Source organism: Bradyrhizobium sp. 187, from assembly GCF_023101005.1.
Taxonomy (GTDB): Bacteria; Pseudomonadota; Alphaproteobacteria; order Rhizobiales; family Xanthobacteraceae; genus Bradyrhizobium; species Bradyrhizobium canariense_D.
This window is the reverse complement of sequence record NZ_CP064693.1, coordinates 7,045,093-7,069,115: the sequence shown is the minus strand read 5'-3', so window position 1 is coordinate 7,069,115 and position 24,023 is coordinate 7,045,093. Positions and strand designations below refer to the sequence as shown.

23 protein-coding genes are annotated in these 24,023 nt (G+C 63.9%); 7 read left to right on the top strand and 16 right to left on the bottom strand.

Annotated features, from left to right (window positions below; all coding sequences use genetic code 11):
* Positions 1 to 99: 99 nt before the first annotated feature.
* The 5 genes from hemA to IVB19_RS34080 all read right to left on the bottom strand — a co-directional run bounded on the left by hemA (position 100) and on the right by IVB19_RS34080 (position 6,275).
* Positions 100 to 1,329 (bottom strand): 5-aminolevulinate synthase, encoded by a 1,230-nt coding sequence (gene hemA / locus IVB19_RS34100; protein WP_018458160.1) that lies wholly within the window; start codon positions 1,327 to 1,329, stop codon positions 100 to 102.
* Positions 1,330 to 1,530: 201 nt separating this feature from the next.
* A complete protein-coding gene (locus IVB19_RS34095) occupies positions 1,531 to 2,592 on the bottom strand; it encodes an MBL fold metallo-hydrolase (protein ID WP_018458161.1) in 1,062 nt (353 codons plus the stop codon).
* 95 nt (positions 2,593 to 2,687) lie between these two features.
* Positions 2,688 to 4,841 carry a methyl-accepting chemotaxis protein gene (locus IVB19_RS34090; protein WP_247820787.1) on the bottom strand — a complete coding sequence of 718 codons (2,154 nt, stop codon included), beginning with the start codon at positions 4,839 to 4,841 and terminating at the stop codon, positions 2,688 to 2,690.
* A gap of 165 nt (positions 4,842 to 5,006) precedes the next feature.
* Positions 5,007 to 5,732 carry an outer membrane protein gene (locus IVB19_RS34085; protein ID WP_018458163.1) on the bottom strand — a complete coding sequence of 242 codons (726 nt, stop codon included), beginning with the start codon at positions 5,730 to 5,732 and terminating at the stop codon, positions 5,007 to 5,009.
* A 222-nt stretch (positions 5,733 to 5,954) separates the two neighbouring features.
* Positions 5,955 to 6,275: a hypothetical protein gene (locus tag IVB19_RS34080; protein WP_027570057.1), complete on the bottom strand. Its 321-nt coding sequence runs from the start codon at positions 6,273 to 6,275 to the stop codon at positions 5,955 to 5,957.
* Positions 6,276 to 6,482: 207 nt separating this feature from the next.
* Between IVB19_RS34080 and IVB19_RS34075 the strand changes: the two genes are divergently transcribed.
* Positions 6,483 to 6,773 carry a hypothetical protein gene (locus IVB19_RS34075; protein WP_247820786.1) on the top strand — a complete coding sequence of 97 codons (291 nt, stop codon included), beginning with the start codon at positions 6,483 to 6,485 and terminating at the stop codon, positions 6,771 to 6,773.
* 134 nt (positions 6,774 to 6,907) lie between these two features.
* Here the strand turns inward: IVB19_RS34075 and IVB19_RS34070 are convergent, their stop codons facing one another.
* Together IVB19_RS34070 and IVB19_RS34065 are read right to left on the bottom strand one after the other, a co-directional pair.
* The gene (locus IVB19_RS34070; RefSeq protein ID WP_007605116.1) at positions 6,908 to 7,117 is read right to left on the bottom strand and encodes a hypothetical protein; all 210 of its coding nucleotides are present in this window, start codon (positions 7,115 to 7,117) and stop codon (positions 6,908 to 6,910) included.
* Positions 7,114 to 7,278: a hypothetical protein gene (locus tag IVB19_RS34065; RefSeq protein WP_018458166.1), complete on the bottom strand. Its 165-nt coding sequence runs from the start codon at positions 7,276 to 7,278 to the stop codon at positions 7,114 to 7,116. The genes IVB19_RS34070 and IVB19_RS34065 overlap by 4 nt, the downstream gene beginning before the upstream one ends.
* A gap of 346 nt (positions 7,279 to 7,624) precedes the next feature.
* Here IVB19_RS34065 and IVB19_RS34060 point away from each other — a divergent pair, with 346 nt between their 5' ends.
* Positions 7,625 to 7,894 (top strand): hypothetical protein, encoded by a 270-nt coding sequence (locus tag IVB19_RS34060; RefSeq protein ID WP_083926507.1) that lies wholly within the window; start codon positions 7,625 to 7,627, stop codon positions 7,892 to 7,894.
* 18 nt (positions 7,895 to 7,912) lie between these two features.
* Here IVB19_RS34060 and IVB19_RS34055 read toward each other — a convergent pair whose 3' ends face one another.
* From IVB19_RS34055 to IVB19_RS34035, 5 genes are all read right to left on the bottom strand, one after another.
* On the bottom strand, positions 7,913 to 9,529 hold the full coding sequence (locus IVB19_RS34055; protein WP_247296259.1) for an ABC transporter ATP-binding protein: 1,617 nt from the start codon (positions 9,527 to 9,529) through the stop codon (positions 7,913 to 7,915).
* Positions 9,530 to 9,531: 2 nt separating this feature from the next.
* A complete protein-coding gene (locus IVB19_RS34050; protein WP_018458168.1) occupies positions 9,532 to 10,371 on the bottom strand; it encodes an ABC transporter permease in 840 nt (279 codons plus the stop codon).
* The gene (locus IVB19_RS34045; protein ID WP_018458169.1) at positions 10,368 to 11,339 is read right to left on the bottom strand and encodes an ABC transporter permease; all 972 of its coding nucleotides are present in this window, start codon (positions 11,337 to 11,339) and stop codon (positions 10,368 to 10,370) included. The genes IVB19_RS34050 and IVB19_RS34045 overlap by 4 nt, the downstream gene beginning before the upstream one ends.
* A gap of 91 nt (positions 11,340 to 11,430) precedes the next feature.
* The gene (locus tag IVB19_RS34040; RefSeq protein WP_026233516.1) at positions 11,431 to 12,981 is read right to left on the bottom strand and encodes an ABC transporter substrate-binding protein; all 1,551 of its coding nucleotides are present in this window, start codon (positions 12,979 to 12,981) and stop codon (positions 11,431 to 11,433) included.
* Positions 12,982 to 13,246: 265 nt separating this feature from the next.
* Complete coding sequence (locus IVB19_RS34035) at positions 13,247 to 14,797, bottom strand: winged helix-turn-helix domain-containing tetratricopeptide repeat protein (protein ID WP_026233517.1); 1,551 nt, start codon at positions 14,795 to 14,797, stop codon at positions 13,247 to 13,249.
* Positions 14,798 to 14,931: 134 nt separating this feature from the next.
* Between IVB19_RS34035 and mddA the strand changes: the two genes are divergently transcribed.
* Both mddA and IVB19_RS34025 read left to right on the top strand, forming a co-directional pair.
* A complete protein-coding gene (gene mddA, locus IVB19_RS34030; RefSeq protein ID WP_018458172.1) occupies positions 14,932 to 15,717 on the top strand; it encodes a methanethiol S-methyltransferase in 786 nt (261 codons plus the stop codon).
* Between the two features lie 229 nt (positions 15,718 to 15,946).
* Positions 15,947 to 16,369 (top strand): GFA family protein, encoded by a 423-nt coding sequence (locus tag IVB19_RS34025; protein WP_247820785.1) that lies wholly within the window; start codon positions 15,947 to 15,949, stop codon positions 16,367 to 16,369.
* 43 nt (positions 16,370 to 16,412) lie between these two features.
* Here the strand turns inward: IVB19_RS34025 and IVB19_RS34020 are convergent, their stop codons facing one another.
* Complete coding sequence (locus IVB19_RS34020) at positions 16,413 to 17,972, bottom strand: winged helix-turn-helix domain-containing tetratricopeptide repeat protein (protein ID WP_018458174.1); 1,560 nt, start codon at positions 17,970 to 17,972, stop codon at positions 16,413 to 16,415.
* 420 nt (positions 17,973 to 18,392) lie between these two features.
* Here IVB19_RS34020 and IVB19_RS34015 point away from each other — a divergent pair, with 420 nt between their 5' ends.
* Both IVB19_RS34015 and IVB19_RS34010 read left to right on the top strand, forming a co-directional pair.
* The gene (locus IVB19_RS34015; protein ID WP_018458176.1) at positions 18,393 to 19,754 is read left to right on the top strand and encodes a class-II fumarase/aspartase family protein; all 1,362 of its coding nucleotides are present in this window, start codon (positions 18,393 to 18,395) and stop codon (positions 19,752 to 19,754) included.
* 113 nt (positions 19,755 to 19,867) lie between these two features.
* Positions 19,868 to 21,124: an aminopeptidase gene (locus IVB19_RS34010; protein ID WP_018458177.1), complete on the top strand. Its 1,257-nt coding sequence runs from the start codon at positions 19,868 to 19,870 to the stop codon at positions 21,122 to 21,124.
* On the opposite strand, the gene IVB19_RS34005 is transcribed toward IVB19_RS34010, so the two are convergent.
* Positions 21,125 to 21,517 carry a hypothetical protein gene (locus IVB19_RS34005; protein ID WP_026233519.1) on the bottom strand — a complete coding sequence of 131 codons (393 nt, stop codon included), beginning with the start codon at positions 21,515 to 21,517 and terminating at the stop codon, positions 21,125 to 21,127. It abuts the gene before it with no gap.
* Positions 21,518 to 21,751: 234 nt separating this feature from the next.
* Between IVB19_RS34005 and IVB19_RS34000 the strand changes: the two genes are divergently transcribed.
* Positions 21,752 to 22,207: a cupin domain-containing protein gene (locus tag IVB19_RS34000; protein WP_018458179.1), complete on the top strand. Its 456-nt coding sequence runs from the start codon at positions 21,752 to 21,754 to the stop codon at positions 22,205 to 22,207.
* Between the two features lie 96 nt (positions 22,208 to 22,303).
* Here IVB19_RS34000 and IVB19_RS33995 read toward each other — a convergent pair whose 3' ends face one another.
* The gene (locus IVB19_RS33995; protein ID WP_018458180.1) at positions 22,304 to 23,353 is read right to left on the bottom strand and encodes an amidohydrolase family protein; all 1,050 of its coding nucleotides are present in this window, start codon (positions 23,351 to 23,353) and stop codon (positions 22,304 to 22,306) included.
* 116 nt (positions 23,354 to 23,469) lie between these two features.
* On the bottom strand, positions 23,470 to 23,991 hold the full coding sequence (locus IVB19_RS33990) for a hypothetical protein (protein WP_018458181.1): 522 nt from the start codon (positions 23,989 to 23,991) through the stop codon (positions 23,470 to 23,472).
* Positions 23,992 to 24,023 lie beyond the last annotated feature (32 nt).

Sequence of the window (24,023 nt, the reverse complement as noted above, 5' to 3'; positions counted from 1 at the left end):
GGAGGCGCAACTCTCTCGCTCCCTTCCCCCTTGGGGGACGGTGGGGAGGGGGTAGCTCCGGGACGGTGAAACTTAGATCGAAAGAGAAGGCGAAGAAGCCTACTCCGCCGCCAGCGACTTCTCGCGGAGCGGCAGACCCAGGCGGTCCCACACCTGCAGCAGGGCTTCGGCGAGTTGATCGATCAGGCCGTCGTCGTGATAGGGCGAGGGCGTGATGCGCAGGCGTTCGGAGCCCTTGGCGACCGTCGGATAGTTGATCGGCTGGATGTAAATGCCGTGCTGTTCGAGCAAGAGGTCGGAAGCCTGCTTGCACTTCTCGGCATCGCCGATGAACAGCGGGACGATGTGGGTGTCGCTCGACATCACCGGCAGGCCGGCGGCGTTGAGGATCGCCTTGACTCGGGCGGCACGGTCCTGGTGACGCTCGCGCTCCCAGCTTGACGTCTTCAGATGCTTGATCGCGGCGGTCGCGGCCGAGCAGATCGCCGGCGGCAGCGCGGTGGTGAAGATGAAGCCCGGCGCATAGGAGCGCACGGCGTCGATGATCTGGCCGTTGGCGGCGATGTAGCCGCCGAGGCAGCCGAACGCCTTGGCCAGCGTGCCTTCGAGAATGTCGATGCGATGCATCACGCCGTCGCGCTCGGCGATGCCGCCGCCGCGCGGGCCGTACATGCCGACGGCGTGGACCTCGTCGACATAGGTCATCGCGCCGTACTTCTCGGCGAGGTCGCAGATCTTAGCGAGCGGGGCGATGTCGCCGTCCATCGAATAAAGACTCTCGCAGGCGATCAGCTTGGGCCGGCTCGGGCCCGCAGCCTTCAACAGTGCTTCGAGATCGGCGAGGTCGTTGTGGCGGAACACGACCCGCTCGCAGCCGGACTGGCGGATGCCCTCGATCATCGAATTGTGGTTGAGCTCGTCGGACAGGATCAGGCAGTTCGGAATGAGCTTTGCGATGGTCGCGATGCCGGTCTGGTTCGAGACGTAGCCGGACGTGAAGAGCAGCGAGGCTTCCTTGCCGTGGAGATCGGCGAGCTCGGCCTCGAGCTGCACCAGCGGATGATGCGTGCCGGCGATGTTGCGGGTGCCGCCGGCGCCGGTGCCGACGCGGGTCGCGGTCTCGACCATCGCGCCCACCACCTTCGGGTGCTGGCCCATGCCGAGATAATCGTTGGAGCACCAGATCACGACGTCGCGCTTGCCCTTGGGCGAGTGCCAGAGCGCATGCGGGAACCGGCCGGCAATGCGCTCGAGATCGGCGAACACGCGGTAGCGCCGCTCGGTGTGGAGACGATCAAGGGCGGAATTGAAAAACTGGGCGTAATCCATCGTCAAACCTGCAGCGGAACCGACCAAAGACCCGCATATCCTTTGAGCTTTTCCAGCTCCAATGTCTATGCGCTATCCCACATTTGGACCTGCGGGGCATTTGGGCAAAATGCCCTATCGTGCGATTTGAAACTTGATCCGGATCAAGTTCGCGCGAGATGCAATGTTGCTCTGCACCATCCGCTGAATTGAAGTCAGCGCTCAGGTCGTCCTGAACTGCAACACGCCGTCCTGCGTCTCGGCCGTCAGCCGGCCCTCGACGATCATGTAATTGACGTGGGCGACCAGTTCGCCGGCAGCGAAACCCATCTGATGTTCGTCCAGAACGTGCTTGTTAAACACCACGGGCACCAGGGCGCGCGAGGTCTGCGGCACCTCGCGGCAGGCTTCCGCGATCAGGCGGCAGCGCTCCTCATGGTGATCGGCGAGCTGCTTGATGCGGGTCTTGAGCCCGTAGAACGGCACGCCGTGGCCAGGCAGCACCAGCACGTCATAGGGGAGAGTCGTGGTGAGGCGGGCGAGCGAGGCCAGATATTCGCCGAGCGAGTTCTGGTCGGGTTCGACCGCCCACACGCTGACGTTCGGCGAGATCTTGCTCAGCACCTGGTCGGCCGAGAGGAACAGCTTGTCGTCGGCGCAGTACAGCATCACCTGGTCGAGCGCGTGACCGCCGCCGGTGATCACCTTGAAGCGGCGCGTGCCGATCACGACGTCATCGCCATGCGAGATGCGGCGGTAGGACGGCGGCAGCACCGAGACGCGCTTGAGATAGTCCTGGCCGCGGCCGAGCAGTTTTTCGGTGAGCGACTCGTCCATGCCATGGCGGCGGAAGAACAGCCGCTGCGCTTCCTGCCGCTCCTCGGTGCCGCGGTTCTGGTGATAGACCGATTGCAGATATTCGACCTGCGACATCACGAGCGGGCAGTTGAACCGCTCGACGATCCACCCGGCCAGACCGACATGATCGGGATGGGAATGGGTCACGATCAGGCGCGTGATGTTGACGCCCTTCAGCGGCCCGTCGAACAGCTTCGTCCAGGCTTCGATCGTCTCCTCATTGCCGAAGCCGGCATCGATCATGGCATAGCCGTCACCATCGGCGAGCAGGTAGATGTTCACATGGTTGAGGCGGAACGGCAGCTTCAGCCGCGCCCACAACACTCCTGGCTTCACCTCGACGACCTGTTCGGGGCCGGGATGCTGTTCCCAGGGATAGCGCAGGGCGTCGGCGGAGGACTGCACGGTGTCGGTCTTTGCGTTCATCCTACCGGCTTAAACCCGCCCGTCACGGCGCGCCAGCCGAAAAAGAACGCTGGCGCGGCCTGCATAGCGGTCATTCCGGGCTACGGAACGGCGCCTTACGCAGCCCGCATGTTGTTGAGGAACGCGTCGATCTCTCCGCGCAGCATGTCGGCTTCGCGGCGGAGCGCGTCGGAGGCGCCGAGCACTTCGTTCGCCGCTGCGCCGGCTTCCGCCGAAGCCGTGGAGACGCCGACGATGTTGCTGGAAACCTCGCTGGTGCCACCGGCCGCATGCTGGATGTTGCGGGCGATCTCGCGTGTCGCCGCGCCCTGTTCCTCGACGGCGGCGGCGATCGTCGTAGTGACGTCGTTGATCTCGCCGATGATCCGGCCGATGCCCTGGATGGCGCCGACCGCCGACGTCGTCACTGACTGCATGCTGGCGATCTGGCTACGGATCTCCTCCGTGGCCTTGGCGGTCTGGCTCGCGAGGCTCTTCACCTCGGAGGCGACCACCGCGAAGCCGCGGCCGGCTTCGCCCGCGCGCGCCGCCTCGATGGTGGCGTTGAGCGCCAGCAGATTGGTCTGCGAGGCGATGGTCTGAATCAGGTCGACCACCACGCTGATGCGGCTCGCGCTGTCGGCGAGGCTCTGCACGGTGGCGTCGGTCGCGCCCGCTTCGTCGACCGCCTTCCTGGCGATCGCGGCCGAGGTGACGACCTGCTTGCTGATTTCCTCGATCGAGGACGAGAGCTGCTCGGTGCCTGACGATACGGTCTGCACGTTGACCGAGGTCTCTTCGGCTGCGGAGGCAACCGCGTTCACCAGCGCATTGGACTGGTCTGCCGTGGTCGACATGCTCTGCGCGGTCGATTGCATCGAATTGGCCGACTGCGCGAGATTGTCGAGTGCGGAGCGCACCGTACTCTCGAACCCGGCGATCTTCGCCTCCATCTGCGCCGCACGCTCGGCCTTGGCGATGAGATCCCTGTCCTGCTCGCTCGCAAGCGCCCGGGCTTCGATCATGCTGTCGCGGAACACCGTCAGCGTTTCCTTCATCGCGCCGATCTCGTCGTTCTGCCGGGAGCGGACGATCTCGGTGTCAAGGTCGCCGGCCGAGAGCAACTGCATGGCGCGTTGAAGCTCGCGAATGCGGCGCAGGATGTTGCGGCCGACATAGAGCCAGACGAACAGCGCCGAGCCGACCAGCGTCAGTGCGCCGAGCGCCAGCATCGCGGTGGTCGCGAGCGAGATCTCCTGCCGCGCCTGGAAGGTCGACGCGTTGGTCTCCTTCTGCACACCCTCGACCAGCTGCTGCACGCTGATGCCGAGGCCGACATTGAGCTTGCGGGTCTCGTCCAGGATGGTCTGGCCGTAGTCGATGGCGTCGAGCTCCTTCTGGCGGATCTTGAACACGCCGGACTTGCCTTCGCCGAAGGCGAACAGCTTTTGCACGGTGTCGCGCACCGCTTGCATCGAGGCCATGTTCGGCAGGTCCTCGAGGTTCGACTTGACACGGTCGCGCGTCGCCTTGAACTCCTTCTCGATCGCCTCCAGCGTATCGCTGTTGTTGGCCGACAGCGCCGCCATCATGTCGGCGGCCATCAGATTGCCGTTGGCGGAGATGGTCGCGACCTGGGAGACGGTGCGGGCGGCTTCGGTGGCATCGTCAGCGGAAACTTCCGCCGCACCGAGGATCGCGTTCAGACGCGTCTGCGCATCCAGCATGGCAGGACCGGCCGCACCGACGAAGGTGAGCTGCGCCTTGCGGAGTGCTTCATATTGCTTGTCATGCAGCGCGCCGGTATCGAGCCGCTCGCGCGCGGCTGACACCAGGCTCTGGGTCGCCTCGTCGATGCTCTTGGCGGTGTCGCGCAACGCGGTTGCGATCTGCTTGTCGGCGCCGAGCTCGATGATCTCGCCAAGCTTGGCCATGGCAAGCTGCTGGATCTCCTGCACCTTCTTGGTGCGTTCGTTCAGCGCCTCGTCGGACGGCGACGCCAGCAGGCCCGGCCCCTGCGCCGCGAGCGTTGCGCTTTGCGATGCGAGTTGAAGGCTTGCGGAAAGGCGGGGGATATCGCGGCCGCTCAGGTCCATCATAGTGCTGCCGAGATGGTTGAAGACGAAGCCGGCGCCGGCCGCGATCACGAGACCCATGCCCGCGATCACTGCGAAGGCCGTGAACAGGCTGCCGCGCACGCCCCATGTCGGCATTTTGAAACGAGGCCGGATACCACCAAGCAAACGGCCAAGGCCCAGACGGATCGCCATCGAAATTCCCCCACGCATGATCTTTATGTTTTCGCGGCGGAGTATCCTCGGGGCAGGTTAAAAAATCGCAAGTTGCTCAATTGGTTGCGTTGCGTTCCGCACAGCGAAAAAAGAAGGGCCGGCAACGATGCCGGCCCTTCATCATGATAAGGCTTTGATAACCGTTCAGTAGCGCGCGACCGCCGAGTTGGCCCAGTTGAAGCGGTAGTTGACGCCCGCCTTGATGGTGTGGTCGTCGGTGGTGAAGTTGCCGGTTCCCGCCAGCGGGCCCGCGGTGAAGTGGGCGTCGCCGAAATTGTAGTACTGGTACTCGGCCTTGGCTGACCAGTTCGGCGCGAACATGTATTCGAGGCCGGCGCCGACGGTGTAGCCGTTGCGGTGGTCGCCGCTGATGATGAAGCCGGTCGGCACGCCGCCGACGGTCACCTTCTCGTTGTTGTCGGAATAGGCGTAGCCGCCCTTCACGTAGAGCAGGCCCGGACCCCAGGTGTAGCCGACGCGGCCGGTGATCGAGCCGAGACCGCGCTGGTCGTTGGTGTAGGCGACGCCGGCTGGGAACACCGCGCCGACGCTGCCGGAGAGCCAGGAATACTGGCCTTCGACGCCGACAACGAAGTTCGGGTTGAACTGCCAGTCCGCACCGGCCTGCAGACCGCCGAGGAAACGGCCGTTGCCGTTATTGCCGGTGGAGAGGCCGCTGAAATTGTTGTCGCTGGAGAACGCGCCGCCGACATGGCCGCCGATATAGAAGCCGGTCCAGTTGTAAATCGGGGCGGCATAGGCGGGCGCGGGCGCCTTATAATAGTTGCGGTTACCGAGATCGGCACCGACCGCCGGTGCGGCAGCGCCCACCACGAGCAGCGCAACGGTCGCAAACAGAATCTTCTTCATAGTCCAAACTCCAACACTTAAGTCCCCGGCAGTCGCGCTTTCCGCGCCGTCGTTGGTTTGCAGATAGCTCGCTTTTGACGAAAATGCTGTCACATCCATGGCACAGCGGCAGCCAACGTAACTCATTGGGCTGTAAATGATTTTTGTGCTTAATGTCGGCTTAAGAAGTGCTGAAGGAAAGCTTAACTCGGCGTTATCAGGGTAACTTGCGCGCGCATCTCATTAACCAAGACGGCGCCGCGCCTCATCGCGCATCTGTTCGCGGAATGCAGCGCGCTTTGCGGGCCGGTCTTCCTCGCGCACGTCATGACGATCGAAGACGTCGAACTTCTCCAGGATCGGATAGCGCTCGCTCGCCATCGCGAGCACGCGCAGCACCTTGGTCGCCGACGGTGTCGGGCCGCTCACTTCCCAGCGCCGGATGGTGTCGGCGCCGCCCTTCTCCGGCAATCCGCAAAGCCGGGCCATGTCGGCCGCGGTGAGCTTGCGCTCGAGGACCTCCGAGAGATCGTTGCGGAGTTGCTTCAGTTCGGGACCGGTCATGTCGCCTCAATACGCGAAGTCGATGAGGTGAATGCACTAGCGCTGATTCGGGTCCATCCGAAGGCGAGGCACGCGAGCGGGCGTGCTAGTCGTGCGACCGCTCCCCGGCGCCTCCGCCCGCGCACGGAGTTATGAACGGCTGCCTATGGAAATCCGCGGCTGAATGAACAGATGGCAAGGGGCCCACAGCGAATGAAGGGATCAGCCATGACAAGCATCAAACCCGCCATTGCCGCCCTAGTCACCATCGGGTTGCTTGCCGCGCCGATCGCGGCTGAGGCCAAGAAGCACCGGTCAAGCCGAGCTTACAGCACCGGCGTGGTGGCTCCGAGCTATGGGAGCGCCGGATCGTTGGCAGCACAGCCCAGAGCCTACGGGTCGAGCGGACAGTCGGTCGGGACGGTCACGGCGCCGTCGGTCGGTACGTATAACTGGCCGTCGGTCGGCGTGACCAACGCAGTCCCGACCTGGAGCAACACCAACCCGCCGGTCAGGTAGGCGCGCCTGTCTGGCGAGCCAATGCCGGTCACCTGTGACGGTCGCAAGGCCAAAGAAGATGATAAAGTGCGACCAGCAATGATCATGGCGGTGGACCAGACATTGCGGATCGTTCAGGGAGAGCCCGTCCGATCCTAAATTCCCCGCCCGGCCTGTTGGCCGATCACGCAGCGCCACCCGGCGAGGCGCTCGGCCGGATGCTGGTTCATCCATTCGGCGAGTTGCGGCGCGCCCATCAGGCAAGATTGCATCGAGACGTCGGCGAAGTCGGATGTGGTGACGGTCTGCTCATGACAGTTCGCCGGAGAGGCGAGGTTGCAGAGCACGGCGATGATTTTGATCACGCGAGGTTGCCCCCGTCGCTGCGACGTGCGGCGGCTCCGCCTGATCTCTCGCTCATCGGATCAGTCGGCGGGAAGATGCTGTCGTAGATCGCGCGCGCTTCCTGGATGAGGCGAATGCGCTCGCGCTCGGATTTCGAGACAAACTGAATAATCTGGCCCATGTCGGCTCCAATTAGATCTTCAATCCACCATCACATGATGGAAATCATTTCATGCGGATGTGGGGTGCCGGCTTCGGCTTTGCAGCCATGCGGGCGGCCACGAGGGATAAAAAGCCCGTGACTATTCCGTTCCTGAGGTGGAACGGGGTACCTTCAGCGATGCGCCGATGCCACGGCGCATCCGTTCGGCGGGGACCGCTTCGTAGCATCGTGATGAAGAGTTGAGCCCACGGGATGATGGCACTGCGGCACATTTTCTCGCGCGTGGAGTTGTAAGGTCAGTCAGTGCACGGGCGCCTCGACGAACGGCATTGCGATTGAGAGACCGCGCCCGAAAGGATCAGCCATGACAAGAACAAAACGCACCATTGCTGCACTTATTGCTCTCGGATTGGCCGCCGCGCCACTTGCTGTAAACGCACAAACATCGGGGACGGGTACACCAGGCAGCACGAGCGGACGCACCGGAGCGCCGGTGCAGCAAGGGACCATCGGAAGTTCCGGGCAGACCGTCGGGACCGTGACGGCGCCGTCGATCGGAACGTCCAACCAGCCCTCCGTCGGCGTAACAAACTCAGTCCCCACCTGGAACAACACGAATCCTCGAACGAAGTAGAAACCGCGGTCGGCTGACTTACGCCGGCGCGCGCTCTCTCTGCCCCGGGACTGCTGCGAGCAATTCGCGTGTATAGGCATGCTCGGGCGCGGCGAACAGCTGCGCGGTCGGCTTCAGCTCGACGATGACGCCGCGCTGCATCACGGCGATGCGGTCACAGATTTGCGCTGCGACTCGCAGGTCGTGGGTGATTAACAGCATCGAGAGGCCGAGGCGGGCCTTGAGGTCTTCGAGCAGCCTTAGGACCTGCGCCTGCACGGAGACGTCGAGCGCGGAGACGGCCTCGTCCGCGACGATGATCTCGGGCTCGAGCGCGAGCGCGCGCGCAATGCCGATGCGCTGGCGCTGGCCGCCGGAGAATTCATGCGGATAGCGTTCGAGCGCGCCGGCATCGAGCCCGACCATCTTGAGGAGATCGCGGGCGCGGTCGAACGCCACTTTCGGATCGGTGCCGGCCGCGATCGGGCCGTCGGCGATGATATGACCGACCTTGCGGCGCGGATTGAGCGAAGCGAACGGATCCTGGAAGATCATCTGGATGCGAGGGCGCTCGGCGCGTAGCGCCTTGCCCGCGAGCTTTGTGAGATCGGTCTCGCCGATCCGCACGGTGCCGCGGTCGGCCTCGATCAGCCGCATCACAAGGCGGGCCACCGACGATTTGCCAGAACCGGATTCGCCGACCAGGCCGAGCGTCTCGCCTTTGAGGATGTTGAAATTAACCCCGCGCGCGGCATCGACGCGGCGGTCCTCGCGAAACCAGCCGCCCGAGGTGACGTAGGTCTTGTCCAGTCCGATCACCTCGACCGCCTTGGCCTGGTCGTCCAGGGGGCTGCGGGCGGGTGGGTCCATCGAGGGCACGGCGGCGAGCAGCGCCTTGGTGTAGTCGTGTTGCGGCGCGTTGAAGACCGCCGAGGCGGGGCCTTCCTCGACCACCTTGCCATGGCGCAACACCACGACTTGGTCGGCGATGTCGGCGACCACGCCGAAATCATGGGTGATGAACATCACCGCCATGTTGCGATTGCGCTGGAGGTTGCGGATCAGTTTCAGGATCTGCGCTTGCGTGGTGACGTCGAGCGCGGTGGTCGGCTCGTCCGCGACCAGCACCGCCGGTTCGAGCGCGAGCGCCATCGCGATCATGGCGCGCTGGCGCTGGCCGCCGGAGAGCTGGTGCGGATAGGCGCGCACGATGCGCTCGGGGTCGGGGAGGCCGACTTCGCGCGCCAGCGATAGCGCCTTTGCGCGCCGCTCCCTCGGCGTGAGCAGCCCGTGCGCCTCGAACATCTCCGCCATCTGGTCGCCGATCCGCATCAACGGATTGAGCGCGGTCATCGGTTCCTGAAAGATCATCGCAAGCCGGCGGCCGCGCAGATCGCGCCAGCATTCGTCGTCGAGTTTGAGCAGGTCGCGTCCTTCGAACTGGATCTCGCCGGAGGTGACGGTGACCGTGTCCGGCAACAGGCCCATCAGCGCATGCGCGCACATCGACTTGCCGGAGCCGGATTCGCCGACCACGCAAACGATCTTGCCGGGCCGCAAATCGAGCGAGATGCCGTCGACCGCGAAGGGACGCTCGGCGCCCTTGGGCAATGCGATCCGCAGATTCTTGACGGAGACGGCGGGCGGTGCGGTCATGATCAGCGGCCCTCCCGCGACAGCCGCGGATTGAGCGCGTCGTTGAGGCCTTCGCCGATCAAATTGAGCCCGAGCACCGAGATCAGGATCGCGACGCCGGGAAACACGGTGATCCACCAGGCCTGGCGGATCACGGTGCGGCCGGCACCGACCATGTAGCCCCAGGAGATCAGATTGGGATCGCCGAGGCCGAGGAACGCCAGCGAGGATTCCAGCAGGATCGCGGTCGCCACCATCAGCGAAGCCAGCACGATCACCGGCGACAGCGTGTTCGGCAGGATTTCGCGCAGGATGATCCAGGTGTTGCTCTGGCCCGTGACCACCGCGGCCTGGACGTACTCCCGCGTGCGCAACGACAGCACCTCGCCGCGGACGAGGCGCGCGACCGGCGGCCAGCTTACCAGCGCGATCGAGGCGACGATCGAATAGATCGAGGGCTGCAGGATCGCGACCAGGACGATCGCGAGCGCAAAGCTCGGAATGGTTTGGAAGAACTCGGTGAAACGCATCAGGGCGTCGTCGACCCTGCCGCCGAAATAGCCGGCCATGGCGCCGATCGGAACGCCGACGACCAGCGCAACCAGGGTGGAGACCATGCCGACGAGCAGCGAGACGCGTGCGCCGAAGATCATGCCGGCGAACACGTCGCGGCCGAGTGCATCGGTGCCGAGCGGCACGGTCGCGAGCGTGAACGGCGGCAGGAACGGCCGCTGCACCATGCGCCAGGGCGAGTTCGGGAACAGCATCGGACCGAACAAGGCGACTGAGATCGCAAGGAGCAGGATGATGAGCCCGATGACGCCGCTCGGGCTCCTCAACATCGATTTCCAGAACTGTTTCATATGGAGAATTCGATGCGCGGGTCGACCAGGCGATAGACCAGGTCGGTGATGAGGTTGAAGATCAGGACAATGGCGGAGCAGATCACGAAGACCCCGAGCAGCAGATTGTAGTCGCGCTGGAGCAGGGCGTCGTACATCAGGCGTCCGATGCCGGGCCAGGCGAACACGGTCTCGGTGATGACGGCGCCGCCGATCAGGGTGCCGGAGTGGACTCCGGCGAGCGTCACGACGGGCAGTAGCGCGTTGCGCAGGACGTGGCGACGCTGGATCACGGCGTCGGACAGGCCTTTGGCGCGCGCGGTCTTGACGAAGTCGAGACGCTTCACTTCGAGCATCGAGGCTCGCGTCATGCGCGTATACGTCGCCATAAAAAACAGGCCGAGCGTCATCGCCGGCATAATCAGGTGCCTTGCGACGTCGACCACATGGGCAGGGCCGGAAAGGTTGGCGCCGACCGTCTCGTAGCCGAAGCTCGGCAGCCAATCCATGGTGACCGAGAACAGCAGGATGCTCATGAGCGCCACCCAGAAGATCGGCATGGCGTAAAAGATCAGCGCAAAGACGGTGATCGCGGTGTCGAGAAAGGTTCCGGCAAAGCGCGCGGCGAAGGTGCCGAAGAGAATGCCGAGCACGAGCGAGATCGCGAAGGCCGTCAGCGTCAGCAGCAATGTCGCCGGCAGCCGCTCGCCGATCAGCTTCGCGACCGGCGCCTGCTGGCGGAAGGAGAAGCCGAGGTCGAGGGTCACGATGCCCTTGACGTAGATGAAGAGCTGCTCGGGCAGCGGCTTGTCCAGGCCGAACTTCTCCCTGAGCTGCTGGACGAAGATCTGGTCGCTGGCGCCGGCCTCGCCCGCCATCACGACGGCGGGATCGCCGGGCGCGAGCCGGATCAGGAAGAAATTGAGGACGACGATCGCAAGCAGGACGATCACGCCCTTCGCGACACGCTGAGCGACAAAGGAGAGCATCTAGAGGATCATATCGGTGGTGTGACCTGGAGCGACAGAGACGGAGCGCCCACCTCTCCCCGCAAGCGGGGAGAGGTGACGGAGGTAGCCCTCACTTGTCGAGCCATGCATCCTTGAAGCCGTCGTTGACTCCGATCCCGGTGGTGATCAGGTTCTTGACCTTGCAGCGCATGATGGTCGGGAATTGCAGCTCGAGCATCCAGGCCACCGGCACGTCCTCGACCAGGATCTTCTGCGCCTTCTCGTAGATCTCCTTGCGCTTGGAGTCCGGCGTTGCCACCGCGCCCTCGGCGAACAGCTTGTCGATCTCAGCGTTGGAGTAACCCTCGACGTTGTTGAACACCTGGCCCTTGGCAATCGCGCTGGAGACGTAATTGCGGCCGACGCCGAGCGCGGGGTCGCCGTACTGGTAGAGGTAGGTGAAGGCGATGTCGTAGTCCCAGTCGCCGATCTTCTGGTTGCCGCCGGCGACGTCGGTGGCGATGGTCTCGATGTTCATGCCGACGTCCTGGAGGTTCTGCTTCACGGCTTCACCCCAGCGCTGCCAGGTCTCGCCATAGGCGAGCGGCAGAAGGCGGATCTTCTCGCCCTTGTAGCCGGCTTCCTTCAGCAGCGCCTTGGCCTTGGCGGGATCGTAAGGGTACTTCGGCACGTCGTCGGTGTAGTATTTGATGGTCGAGGCCGACGGGCCGGTTGCGACCTTGCCGAGCCCGTTCCAGATCACGTCCTTGGCGAACTCGCGGTCGATCGCAAACATGACCGCCTGCCGCACCCGCTTGTCGGCGAGCGGACCCTGCCGGTTGTTGAGCCACAGCCAGGCCAGCGGCGAGAAGAACTCCCAGCCGGCGCCGGTGACGCAGGTGTCCTTCAGCTTGGAGAGCCGGGGCACGTCGAAATTCTCGACCGAGCCGCCGGGCAGCACGTCGACCTTGCCGGTCTCATACGCCACCGAGCGCGCCGCGGCATCGGGAATGATCTGCCAGTAGATCTCGTCGAGATAGGGCTTGCCCTTCTCGTAATAGTTCGGGTTCTTGACCAGGCGGATGAAAGAGCCCTTCTGCCATTCCTTGAACATGAAGGGGCCGGTGCCGACAGGGGCGTTATTGTAGGGATTGGTCTTCCAGTCGGTGCCTTCATAAAGATGCTTGGGTACCATCGGCATTGAGCCGACCTCGAAGATGCCCAGGAACGGGCCGAACGGCTGCTTCAGCGTGAACACCACCGTGTAGTCGTCGGGAGCCTCGACCTTGTCGACCTGCGCCAGATTGTTGCGGGCACGCGCGTGGGTCTGTTTCAGCATCTCGAGCGAGAACAGCACGTCGGCGGCGGTGAAGGGCTTGCCGTCATGCCAGGTCACGCCCTTCCTGAGCTTGAATGTGTAGGTTTTTGCGTCCTCGCTGACACTCCAGCTCTCGGCGAGCTCGGCCTGCGGTTCGAGCTTGGGGCTGTAGCGAAGCAGGCCTTCGAAAATGTTGCCCGACACCATCTGCACCGGGCCGTTCTGGACCATCGCCAGCATCAGGCCGGGCGGCTCGGGCTGAATCACGGCATTGATCGCTCCACCCGCTTTCGGGTCTTGCGCCAGCGCCGGGGCCGCGAGACCGCAAGCCAGGAGGACACCAAGCAACACTCGTTTTGACATGTCGTATCTTTCTCAAGCGAGACCAGCCGCAAACGCTTCGCACGTCATGGCGCGCAAAGCTATGGCCGGCCCATCCCAGTCCCCATCCGGGATCGAGGCTCACACAGTCTCGTTCGGCGCCGCAAGATGAAAGTCTCGACAGTGTTCGCACAAAAAATGTACAGCGCGTCCTGTTATGGCGTTTGGCAGCCAATCCGGCGCCGCAGCGCCGCGCGATCCGTCCATCTGCGCCGCAAGCGCGACGCGGACCCGGCGTGAGGATCGTCTAGCGCAAGCCCGCCCGCCGGAATCCTTCCAGATAGTGCTCGCGGTCGGCCTCATTGGCCCATGGCAATTGCGTCGAAATCCAGTGCAGCGAGATGTTGGGCTGGGTGCGGCGGAGCTCGCCCAGCGCCATCTCCCCAAGCACGCCGTCTCCGGTCATGCCGGCAGAAACCGCGAGCACGCGGTAGGCGCCGGTAAGGTCGCCGCGATGACGGATTGCCTCGCGCGCGAGCGCGATGGCCTCGGCATAGCGCCGCTCGGTGAAGCGGGCATAGCCGGCGATGCCGTGATAGATCGCCAGGGATGGATCGCGCGGCGACAGCCGCATTGCCCTCTGCGCTGCCTCGAATGAATCCTTCGGCCGCCCGGCATAGGACAGCGCCAGTGCGTAATAGCCCTGCGCCAGCGAGAAGTTCGGATTGAGTGCGAGCGCCTGCTCGAACTCGGACAGTGCGTCGGCAAGTCTTCGCGTCGAGAAGTAGACGCTGCCGAGCGCGGCGTGCGCCCAGGCATCCTCATGGTCGCAGCGCACCGCGGCGAGCGCGGCGGCTTCCGCCGCTGGCGCCACCATGGCAAGCTCGGCCCAGCCGAGATGCACGCCGAACATGTGGTTCGCCGCGAGCACCGACAGCGCCTGGCCGTAGTTCGGGTCGATCCCCACCGCGCGTTCTAGCAGCGCCCGTGCGGTCTCGTGATCCCGCCGCGTCACGCGCCAGTAATGCGACAGCGCCCGCATCAGGAGATCCCAGGCATCCAGGCTCGCGGGGGGCTTGCGATGGGCGCGAAAACTTTCCGCCGCATGGATCTGCGGCTCGATCGCCGCAGCGATCGCATTCGTGATCTCGTCCTGCACGGCGAACACGTCGACCAGCTCGCGGTCGTAGCGCTCGGCCCAGAGATGGCTGCCCGTCGTGGCGTCGTTGAGCTGCGCGGTGATGCGCACCCGGTTGTCCGACTTGCGCACGCTGCCTTCGACGACGTAGCGGACGCCCAGTTCCTCGGCAATCTGCCGGATGTGGACCGCGCGTCCCTTGTAGGTAAAGGACGAGTTGCGGGCGATCACCATGAACCAGCGCTGCTTCGACAGCGCGGTGAGGATGTCCTCGCTGATGCCGTCGCCGAAATAGTCCTGTGCGGGATCGCCGCTCATGTTCTCGAAAGCGAGCACCGCGACCGCCGGACGGTCCGTCAGGACGCGCGGCAGGGCAGCGACGGGCTGCGCGGGCGCAGTCGTGGCTGCCACTTCTTCCCGGACTTCGCCGACGAAACGAAAACCCTTGCGCGGAATGGTCTTGATCAGCCGCTGGCTTGCGCCATCGTCGCCGAGCGCCTTGCGGGCGGCGTTGATCCGGCTGTTCAGGGCGGAATCCGAGATGATCCGATCGCTCCAGATCTGGCTGATCAGGTCATCCTTGCTGACCACACGCGTGCGCTGCGCCACCAGATAGAGCAGGAGATCGAACACCTGCGGCTGCAACGGCACAGCGGCTCCGCTGCAAGTGAGTTCCCGCAGGTCGCCGTCGAGCACGTTGTTTTCAAAGCAAAATCGCACGTTTTTGTCGTCTCAAGCAAAAATCAAAGTCGTCTCAGGCGAAAATCAACCGTCCGCGAAAGTCTTGGGACCTCCGGTGCGGCATGGTGCAGCGACCAATGAAGTGCCGGCGTTTTGGCACAACGGAGCTGTTTATGACCCAAATTGATCATCAGGTTCATCCTATCGGCCCGGTTGCGGGCTCACGCATTTTCAAGTTCATCGCCTTTCTGTACGGAATTGCGGCGTATCTCGTGTTTTTCATCACCATTCTCTACGCCATCGGTTTCGTCATGGGGCTGGTGGTGCCGAAGACCATCGATACCGGGACCGACACGCCCGTGGCCGAGGCCATCATCATCAATCTGCTCCTGATGGCCCTGTTTGCGGTCCAGCACAGCGTAATGGCGCGCCGGCAATTCAAGGCCTGGTGGACGCAGTACGTCCCCAAGCCGGTCGAGCGCAGCACCTATGTGCTGTTTGCGAGCCTGTCATTGCTCCTCCTGTTCTGGCAGTGGCGTCCGCTGCCCACGGTCATATGGGACGTCGCGAATCCGGATATCGCTGTGACGATCGTCACGCTGTCGCTGGCGGGCTGGGTCCTGGTGTTCACCTCGACCTTCATCATCAATCACTTCGAGCTGTTCGGCTTGCATCAGGTGACCAATCATCTCGTCGGCAAGGAGGCGTCGCCGCCGCGATTCAAGACGCCGCTGCTCTACAAGTTTGTCCGTCATCCGATCTATCTCGGCTTCATCATCGCGTTCTGGGCGGCGCCGGTCATGACCGCGGGCCATCTGCTGTTCGCCGCCGTGACCACGGCCTACATCTTCGTCGGCATCGCGCTGGAGGAGCACGACCTCGTCGATCTCTTCGGCGACGAGTACCGGCAGTACAAACAACGGGTGTCGATGCTTATTCCCTGGCGCAAGTCGGTATAGCTTGCGCGTCGTTCCGTCGCGTCCGCCGAAAGGAGGATGCGCGGCGGCGCCGAGGCGCGTAACGGATCGTGCCGGACGCAACCTTCAACGTTTCTCGGGGTGAATCCCCCTCACCCCGACGCTATCAGTGCGAGCAAAGCTCGTCGCGACCCCGCATTCGTTTTTGCCGAGTTCTCGGCAAACAGGAGCGGGGGGAGGAATCTAAACCATCATCAACGGAGACGACCTAATGAAACATGTTGGAAACTGCTTCTGTGGCGCAGTCACGATCGAGGTCACAGGTGCACCGGAGGCGATGGGCTATTGCCATTGCAGCTCGTGCCGCTCGTGGTCGGGCGGTCCGGTGAACGCCTTCAGCCTGTGGAAGCCCGAAGCCGTGCGCATCAGCGAAGGTGCAGAGAATGTCGAGACCTTTGCGAAGACGCCGCTCAGCCAGCGCAAATATTGCAAGAAGTGCGGCGGTCATCTCATGACCAACCATCCGCCGCTCGGCCTGATCGACGTCTTCACTGCCACCATCCCCACCCTCGCGTTTGCACCAGGCGTCCACGTCAATTACGCCGAGACGGTGCTGCCAATGAGCGACGGACTGCCCAAGCTCAAGGATTTCCCGGCCGAATTCGGCGGCAGCGGCGAGATGATGCAGGAGTAGCGGCGCCCTTCTCCTCTCCCGCAAGCGGGAGACGAGAAATTAGCTACCTCATCCCCGCGCGCCGCAATCCCTCGAGATAATGCTCGCGATCCTCGTCCCGCAGCATCGGCAGCTCGCGTGTGATCCAGGCCAGCGAGATGCCGGGCTGGGCGCGGCGCAAGCCTTCCAAGGCGGAAGCCGCGCGCGCGGAATCCCCTGACATACCGGCGGCGGCCGTCAGCACGCGATGCGCGCCGACGAAATCGGCGCGCTGCCGCATCGACTCGCGCGCCATCTGTGCGGCGCCTTCGTAATCGCGGCCGATGAACCGGGCATAGGCCGCGACGCCGCAATAGATTGCTGCGAGCGGGTCGCGCGGGCTCAGCCGCAGCGCGCGGCGCGCCGCGACATCGCCGTTCTGCCATCGTCCCGCGTAGCACAGCGTCACGCCATAGAAGGCGTGCGCCATCGCAAAGTTCGGATTGAGGTTCAGCGCCAGTTCGAACTCCGCCAGCGCGTCGTCGAAGCGGCGGCGGAATAGATAAGCATACGCCAGACCATGATGAGCCCAGGCATCTTCGCGATCGGCCTCCACCGCCGCGAGCGCGGCGCGCTCGGCGACCGGCACGGTCGGGGCCATGTCGGACCAGCCCATATGCGCGCCGAAGATGTGGCTGGTTGCGAGCAGGCCGAGTGCCTTGCCATAGGCGGGATCGAGCGCGACGGCCTCTTCGAGCAGTCCTTGCGCGGCGGCATTGTCCTCGCGGGTGATGCGCCAGTAATGCGACAATGCGCGCATCACAAGGTCCCAGGCATCCAGGCTTCCCGGCGGCTTCTGCTGGGCGCGAAAACTCTCGGCGGTATAGAGCTGCGGCTCGATCGCGGCGACGATCGCCTCGGTGATCTCGTCCTGCACCGCGAAGATGTCGGCAAGCTCGCGGTCGTAGCGTTCGGCCCAGAGATGGCTGCCGGTCGAGACGTCGTTGAGCTGCGCGGAGATACGCACGCGATCGCCGCTCCGCCGCACGCTGCCTTCGAGCACGTAGCGCACGCCGAGCTCGCGCGCGACCTCGTTCATGTGCACCGCGCGGCCCTTGTAGACGAAGGAGGAGTTGCGCGCGATGACGAAGAACCAGCGCAGCTTCGACAGCGCGGTGATGATGTCCTCGCTGATTCCGTCCGAGAAATAATCCTGCTCGCGGTCGCCGCTCATGTTGGTGAAGGGCAGCACCGCGATCGCGGGGCGGTCCGGTAGCGGCAGCGGGGCCCGTAGAAGCTTCGCTTCGAAATCGGATTCCGGCGCGGTTGCCCCACGCTTGGTTTCGACGTCGCCGACGAAACGAAAACCCTTGCGTGAGATGGTGCGGATCAGCGCCTGGCTCGCGCCGCTGTCTCCGACCGCCTTGCGTGCCGCATTGATCCGGCTGGTCAGCGTGGATTCGGAGACGCTGCGCCCGTGCCAGATCTTGTCGATCAGCTCGTCCTTGCTGACCACCCGATCGCGGTTCTCCATGAGGTGGACGACGAGATCGAAGACCTGTGGCTCCACGGCAACGGGAACCTGCTCGCGGCTCAGCTCGCGCAAGTCGGTATCGAGCAGGTGATCCCGGAACAGAAACTGCACGTCGAAAACTCAGACCTCAAGGCAACATCGGGCAATAATGAAAGCAAAACGGATTTCGGCTGATGTCTGTGAGTCCGCCGAGGGGCCTGCCCGGTTCACCACGATCGCGTGATGGCAGGCATGCAGTTTACGGGGAGGAATGCAACCTGGATTAGAATAAAGCCGTTTCGGCCGGATTGTCGCGATTTCCTCACGTCGTTGCGAGCAATCCAGCCTGCCGCCGCGGAGCCAGCGTGGATTGCTTCGTCGCAAGGGCTCCTCGCAATGACGGTGTTGAGGCAATGGCGTGCGGCAGCTGCCGACGTTGTCCTGGCCTTCGCGACGGCATCGAATGTGTGACGAATAGTGAATGTCCATTGCCGAACAGTTCCGTGTGCGTAAGCTGCCCTCACACAAAACACCAACCACGAAGAAACGCCCATGCCCGCTTTTCATGCCTCGACCACCGTGCTCGATTCCATGCTGTTCCGCGATGCCTTCGGCACGCCGCAGGTGCGGGAGGTGTTTTCCGATATCGCGACGGTCGCGCGCTATGCCGAGGTCGAGGTGGCACTGGCGAAGGCGGAAGCGAGATGCGGAGTGATTCCGCAGGACGCGGCCGATCAGATCGCCGCGCGGACCGATGTTGCCGCGCTGGATTTCGACCTGTTGCGGCAGGAGACCGATGTCGTCGGCTATCCGATCCTGCCGCTGGTGCATCAGATGGTGAAGCAATGCGGCGATGCCGGCCGCTATGTGCATTGGGGTGCGACCACGCAGGACATCATGGACACCGCCGTGGTGTTGCAACTGCGCGCAGGGCTTGAGATCGTCGAACGGGACATCGCGGGCTTGCGCAAGATCCTCGCCGATCTATCGAGGCGCTACCGCGACACGCCGATGGCGGGCCGCACCCATCTCCAGCAGGCGCTGCCGGTCACCTTCGGCTACAAGACCGCGATCTGGCTCGCGATGTTCGACCGCCACGCCGAGCGGATCAGTGAGTTGAAGCCGCGCGTCCTGGTCGGTCAGTTCGCCGGTGCCGCCGGCACGCTGGCCTCGCTCGGCGACAAGGGGTTCGAGGTGCAGGAAGCGCTCTGCGCCGAACTGAGGCTCGGCGTCCCCGCTTCGACCTGGCACGTCGCACGCGACGGTTTTGCCGAGGCCGTGAATTTCCTGGCGCTGGTCACCGGCTCGCTCGGCAAGATCGCGCTCGACATCATGATCATGGCCTCGACCGAATTCGCCGAGGTCTATGAGCCCTTTGTCAAGGGACGCGGCGCTTCCTCGACCATGCCGCAGAAGCGCAACCCGATCTCCTCGGAACTCATGCTCGCGGCGTCCAAGGCGGTGCGCCAGCATGCCGGCCTCATGCTGGATGCCATGGTGCAGGATTTCGAGCGCGCCACCGGGCCCTGGCACGCCGAATGGATGGCGATCCCCGAGAGCTTCGTGCTGACCGCCGGCGCGTTGCACCAGGCGAAATTCGCGCTCGCCGGCCTCATCGTGGATGAAAGCAAGATGAACGAGAATCTCGCCGTCAGCCGCGGTCTGATCGTGGCCGAAGCCGTCATGATGGGGCTTGCGCCGCAGATCGGACGGCAGGAGGCCCATGACGTGGTCTATGATGCCTGCCGGCTCGCCAATGAGAAAGGTCTTACGCTGGCGGACGCGCTGTCTTCCGACGCCCGCGTCTCTGTCAGAATCGACCGTGCCACGATCGAGGCGCTGACATCACCGAAAAATTACCTCGGCCTTGCTCCCGCCATGGTCGACCGGGTGCTGAAATCGGCAACGCGTTGAAAACCAAAATGCGCGAAACTGCGTATCTTTGGGGTGTCGCAAGGCACTCGCGCACTTGTGTCTCGCGATGCTAGACTTAAATTGAGCAAGAGACGTTCGGCAGAGGACCCGGCATGACTGATCAACGCATCACCTCCACTCCCATCGATCCCGTGAAGCTCGACCGGCTGGCCGAGGTGGCGGTGAAGGTGGGCCTGGGCTTGCGGCCGGGCCAGGATCTGCTCTTGACGGCACCTGCGATCGCGTTGCCGCTGGTGCGGCGGATTGCCGTGCATGCCTACAAGGCCGGCGCCGGCATCGTGACGCCCATTCTCTCCGACGAAGAGATGACGCTGGCGCGCTACCGCCACGGCCACGACGACAGCTTCGATCGCGCCGCCAACTGGCTCTACGAGGGCATGGCCAAGGCGTTCTCCAACAACACCGCCCGTCTCGCCATCGTCGGCGACAATCCGATGCTGCTGTCGGGCGAAGATGCTTCCAAGGTCGCGCGCGCCAGCAAGGCCAATTCCATGGCCTATCAGCCGGCGCTGGAAAAGATCGTCAATTTCGATACCAACTGGAACATCATTGCGTATCCAAGCCCATCCTGGGCAAAGCAAGTCTTTCCGAACGATCCTGAAGAGGTCGCGATCGGCAAGCTCGCGGACGCGATCTTCGCGGCGTCCCGCGTCGATCGCGACGACGCGCCGGCCAATTGGGCGAGCCACAATGCGGTGCTGCGCGAGCGCACCAACTGGCTCAACGGCCAGCGTTTCCGCGCGCTCCAGTACTCGGGACCGGGCACTGACCTCACCATCGGGCTCGCCGACGGCCATGAATGGGAAGGCGGCGCTTCGCTCTCCAAGAACGGCATCAGCTGCAACGCCAATATCCCGACCGAAGAGGTCTTCACCACGCCGCATTGCCGGCGCGTCTACGGCCATGTCGTGAGCTCGAAGCCGCTGTCCTACCAGGGCACGCTGATCGACAAGATCGCGGTGCGTTTCGAGGACGGCAGGATCGTCGATGCGAAGGCTTCGCGCGGCGAGGAGGTACTGAACAAGGTGCTCGATACCGACGAGGGCGCGCGCCGTCTCGGCGAGGTGGCCCTGGTGCCGCATTCCTCGCCGATCTCGCAGAGCGGACTGTTGTTCTACAACACGCTGTTCGACGAGAACGCTGCCTCGCACATCGCGCTTGGCCAGTGCTACTCGAAGTGCTTCGTCAACGGCGCGCAGCTCACGCCGCAGCAGATCGCCGCGCAAGGCGGCAACCAGAGCCTGATCCATATCGACTGGATGATCGGCTCGGCCGAGACCGACATCGACGGCATTCTCGCCGACGGCAGCAAAGTGCCGGTGTTTCGCAAGGGCGAATGGGCGAAGTAACTACGCAGCCGGGTTGCGCAGCATCGGGCTGTTGTCGATGCTGAAGCGGTTGAACAACGTCGTGAACGGGCTGCCGTCGGTGGCCCGCACGACGGCGTCGGAGGCCGCCACCGCATCGTAGAGCGCACCGACCGGATCATTCGCCTCGGGCAGGTCGAGGCCCCTGCGGATTTGCTCGGGGGCCTCGTTGACGTCGTCCTCGTCGTCGAGTGTCGCCTCGAGCGCATCCGCCGCCCGAAGCATCTCATGGAGGTCACCGCCGATCTGCCCGGGGCTTTCGATGCCGTCAACGGTGAACCAGGGCTCCTCTTCGGTTGCGAAGGAGACATCGAGGCTGCCGAGCCAGGCGACGACCTCGCCATGAGCTTTGAGAACCTCCGGGGTGAGGGGCATCGGCATGGCTCCTTCAGATGCTTCGCGCACTTTGTCGCACCCCGGAAAAGAAGGGTTCATGTGCTCGAAATTGCAGGGAAATTGCGACGTTAACCGTTTCGCGTCTGCAACTTGCGGCTGATTGTCGGGCCCTGCGTAAGAAAGAATTAAAAATCGGCTACTAGCGTTCCCGCCATCTTTGAACAATCCGGGCCGAGATCCGGGCAGGTCATATTTTATCCCCCGAGGAAACAGATGTCGCGCACATTGATTGAAATCAGTCATTGCAATGTAGATCTCGAGCTGCGGCCGATCGAGCCGTCCTGGATTATCGAAGGCAATCCGGTGTCGCGCTCGCACATCCTGTCCACCAGCGCCGACGGCACCGCTTCGACCATCATCTGGGCCTGCACCGAAGGGCGCTTCAACTGGTACTACGATATCGACGAGACGATCATGATCATGGAAGGATCGATCGTGCTCGAAAGCGACGGCATGCCGCCGAAGCGCTACGGCCCGGGCGACGTCATCTTCTTCCGCGACGGCGCGCATGCCAAATGGCATGTCGAAGGCCACGTCAAGAAGATCGCCTTCTGCCGCAAGACCAATCCCGTGATGATCGGCTTCCTGATCCGCGTCGTCAACAAGCTCAAGAAGATCTTCGTCGCCACCGGCGAGCGCCGTCCGGCCTCGCTGATGGGCGCAAATTAGAGTTCAAACAGTTCAAGGACGCTTCCCAGCGGTCACGACGGAACAGGGGCCGGGATCAACATCCCGGCCCCTGTTCTCGTCATGGTGCCAATCCCTTTAAGGCAAATCGAGCCGGTAGAAATTGCTCGCGGTCTGCGAGAACAACGCCGTCTTCTCGGTCTCGCTCAGGGGCGCCGCGATACGCTTGAACGTGTTGAAGATCACCTGGTAGCTGCACTGGCCCTTGTCCGGCGGGAAGTTGCTCTCGAACATCGCGCGCTCGGGTCCAAACGCCTCGATGCAGGTTTCGATGTAAGGCCGCCACGCCGCGGCAAGCTCCTTGGATGATGGCGGACTCGCGCGCAAATGGAAGTCGTAGCCGAGCAGGCACATCGCGAGCCCGCCGAGCTTCACCACCACGTTCTCGCATTTGGCGATCTCCCGGATCGAGGCGCGCCATTGCGGAAACACCTCCTCGCGTCGCCCCGCAAAGCGGCCGATTCCGGCCGGGCCGCCGCAATGGTCGAGCACGATCCTGGTGTCGGGAAATGCGCGGGCGAGCTCGGTCAGCTCGCCGATTTGCGGATGGAACAGCCGAGCGTCGAAGCTCAGGTTGAGCGGCGCGAGGCAGGCAAAGCCCTTGCGGAAGGTCGGGTCCTGCAGCAATCCCTGCGGCCGGCTCGCATACATGCCGGCGACAGCAGGATCCTGGTCCCAGGCCGAGGAATGCCGGATGCCGCGGAAGCGACCGTTGCCCGCCGCGATCTCGGCCTCCAACACGGGTTGTGCGGCATCGCCGAGCAGCAGATTGACGTGGCTGACGATGCCGGCGCAAATCGCGGCCTTGCCGTAACCGCCGCTGGCGCTCATCGCGGCGACGCCATTGGCGAACTCGACTTCGCCCACCGGCCGGAACGCCTCCGGCCCGTGCGCGCGATACATCGAGCGGCAATCGACATAGACGGTGGCGATGACGTTGTGGCCGGAGGCGATATCTGCCGCCATCTCCTCGATCAGATAGCGGTGCCCGCGATTCCAGAGATGGTGATGGGGATCGACGATCGGCCGTGAGGGATCGATGATCTCCTCCTGATGCAGCGCGAGCCAGTCCTCGCGCGGCTCGACGAATAGCCCGCTCGTGTTGGCGGGCAAACCGCTTGCAGCCATCGGCGTGCGCTCCCTTGATGTATGCTTCTTGTTTTGGGAGCCTAGCACCTCGTCCTCGCATGCACCAACGCGCGTTGCGCAATCGCGCCCGTCATCGCGGTACAGCGGCGCCGGCGTCAACCCTTGCGCCGCTTCGCCCTCACATCGACCACCAGCCGCCAATCGGTTGCGGTGGCCGGCTTGACCTCGCCGAGCCAGTGGAAGAAATCCTCGGTGACTTCCGTAAAACTCCAGCGCGTCAGGTCGCCAGCTTCGGTCGTGCCTTCCTGCACGATGTCGGCATCGCGTGGACGGCCGATCTGCTGGCGGAATATGCAGCGGCCGGGATCGAACCATGAAATCCGCCAGGCATCGATGGTCGGATCGTAGACCCGCAGCGTCGTGCCGTACCAATTGCCGGCGATCGGCAAGGCCGGGCTGCCGGCCGGGCGCGGAATGATCCAGACGTCTTGCACGGCGCGGCCCTCCAGCACCCAGCCGAAATGGATTTCGCCGGGCGCGGTGTGTTTCGTTCCATCGGGTCCATGGGCGGTGATCTCGGCGTCCCAATCGCCGACGAAGCGGCCATAAAGCTGGAGTGCCGCCGCGTGCTGGGGGTTCGGTCCGTCCGCGTGCAATAATCTCGCAAAGTCGGTCATGTCGATCTCCCTTTGCGGGAGATCAGCACGAC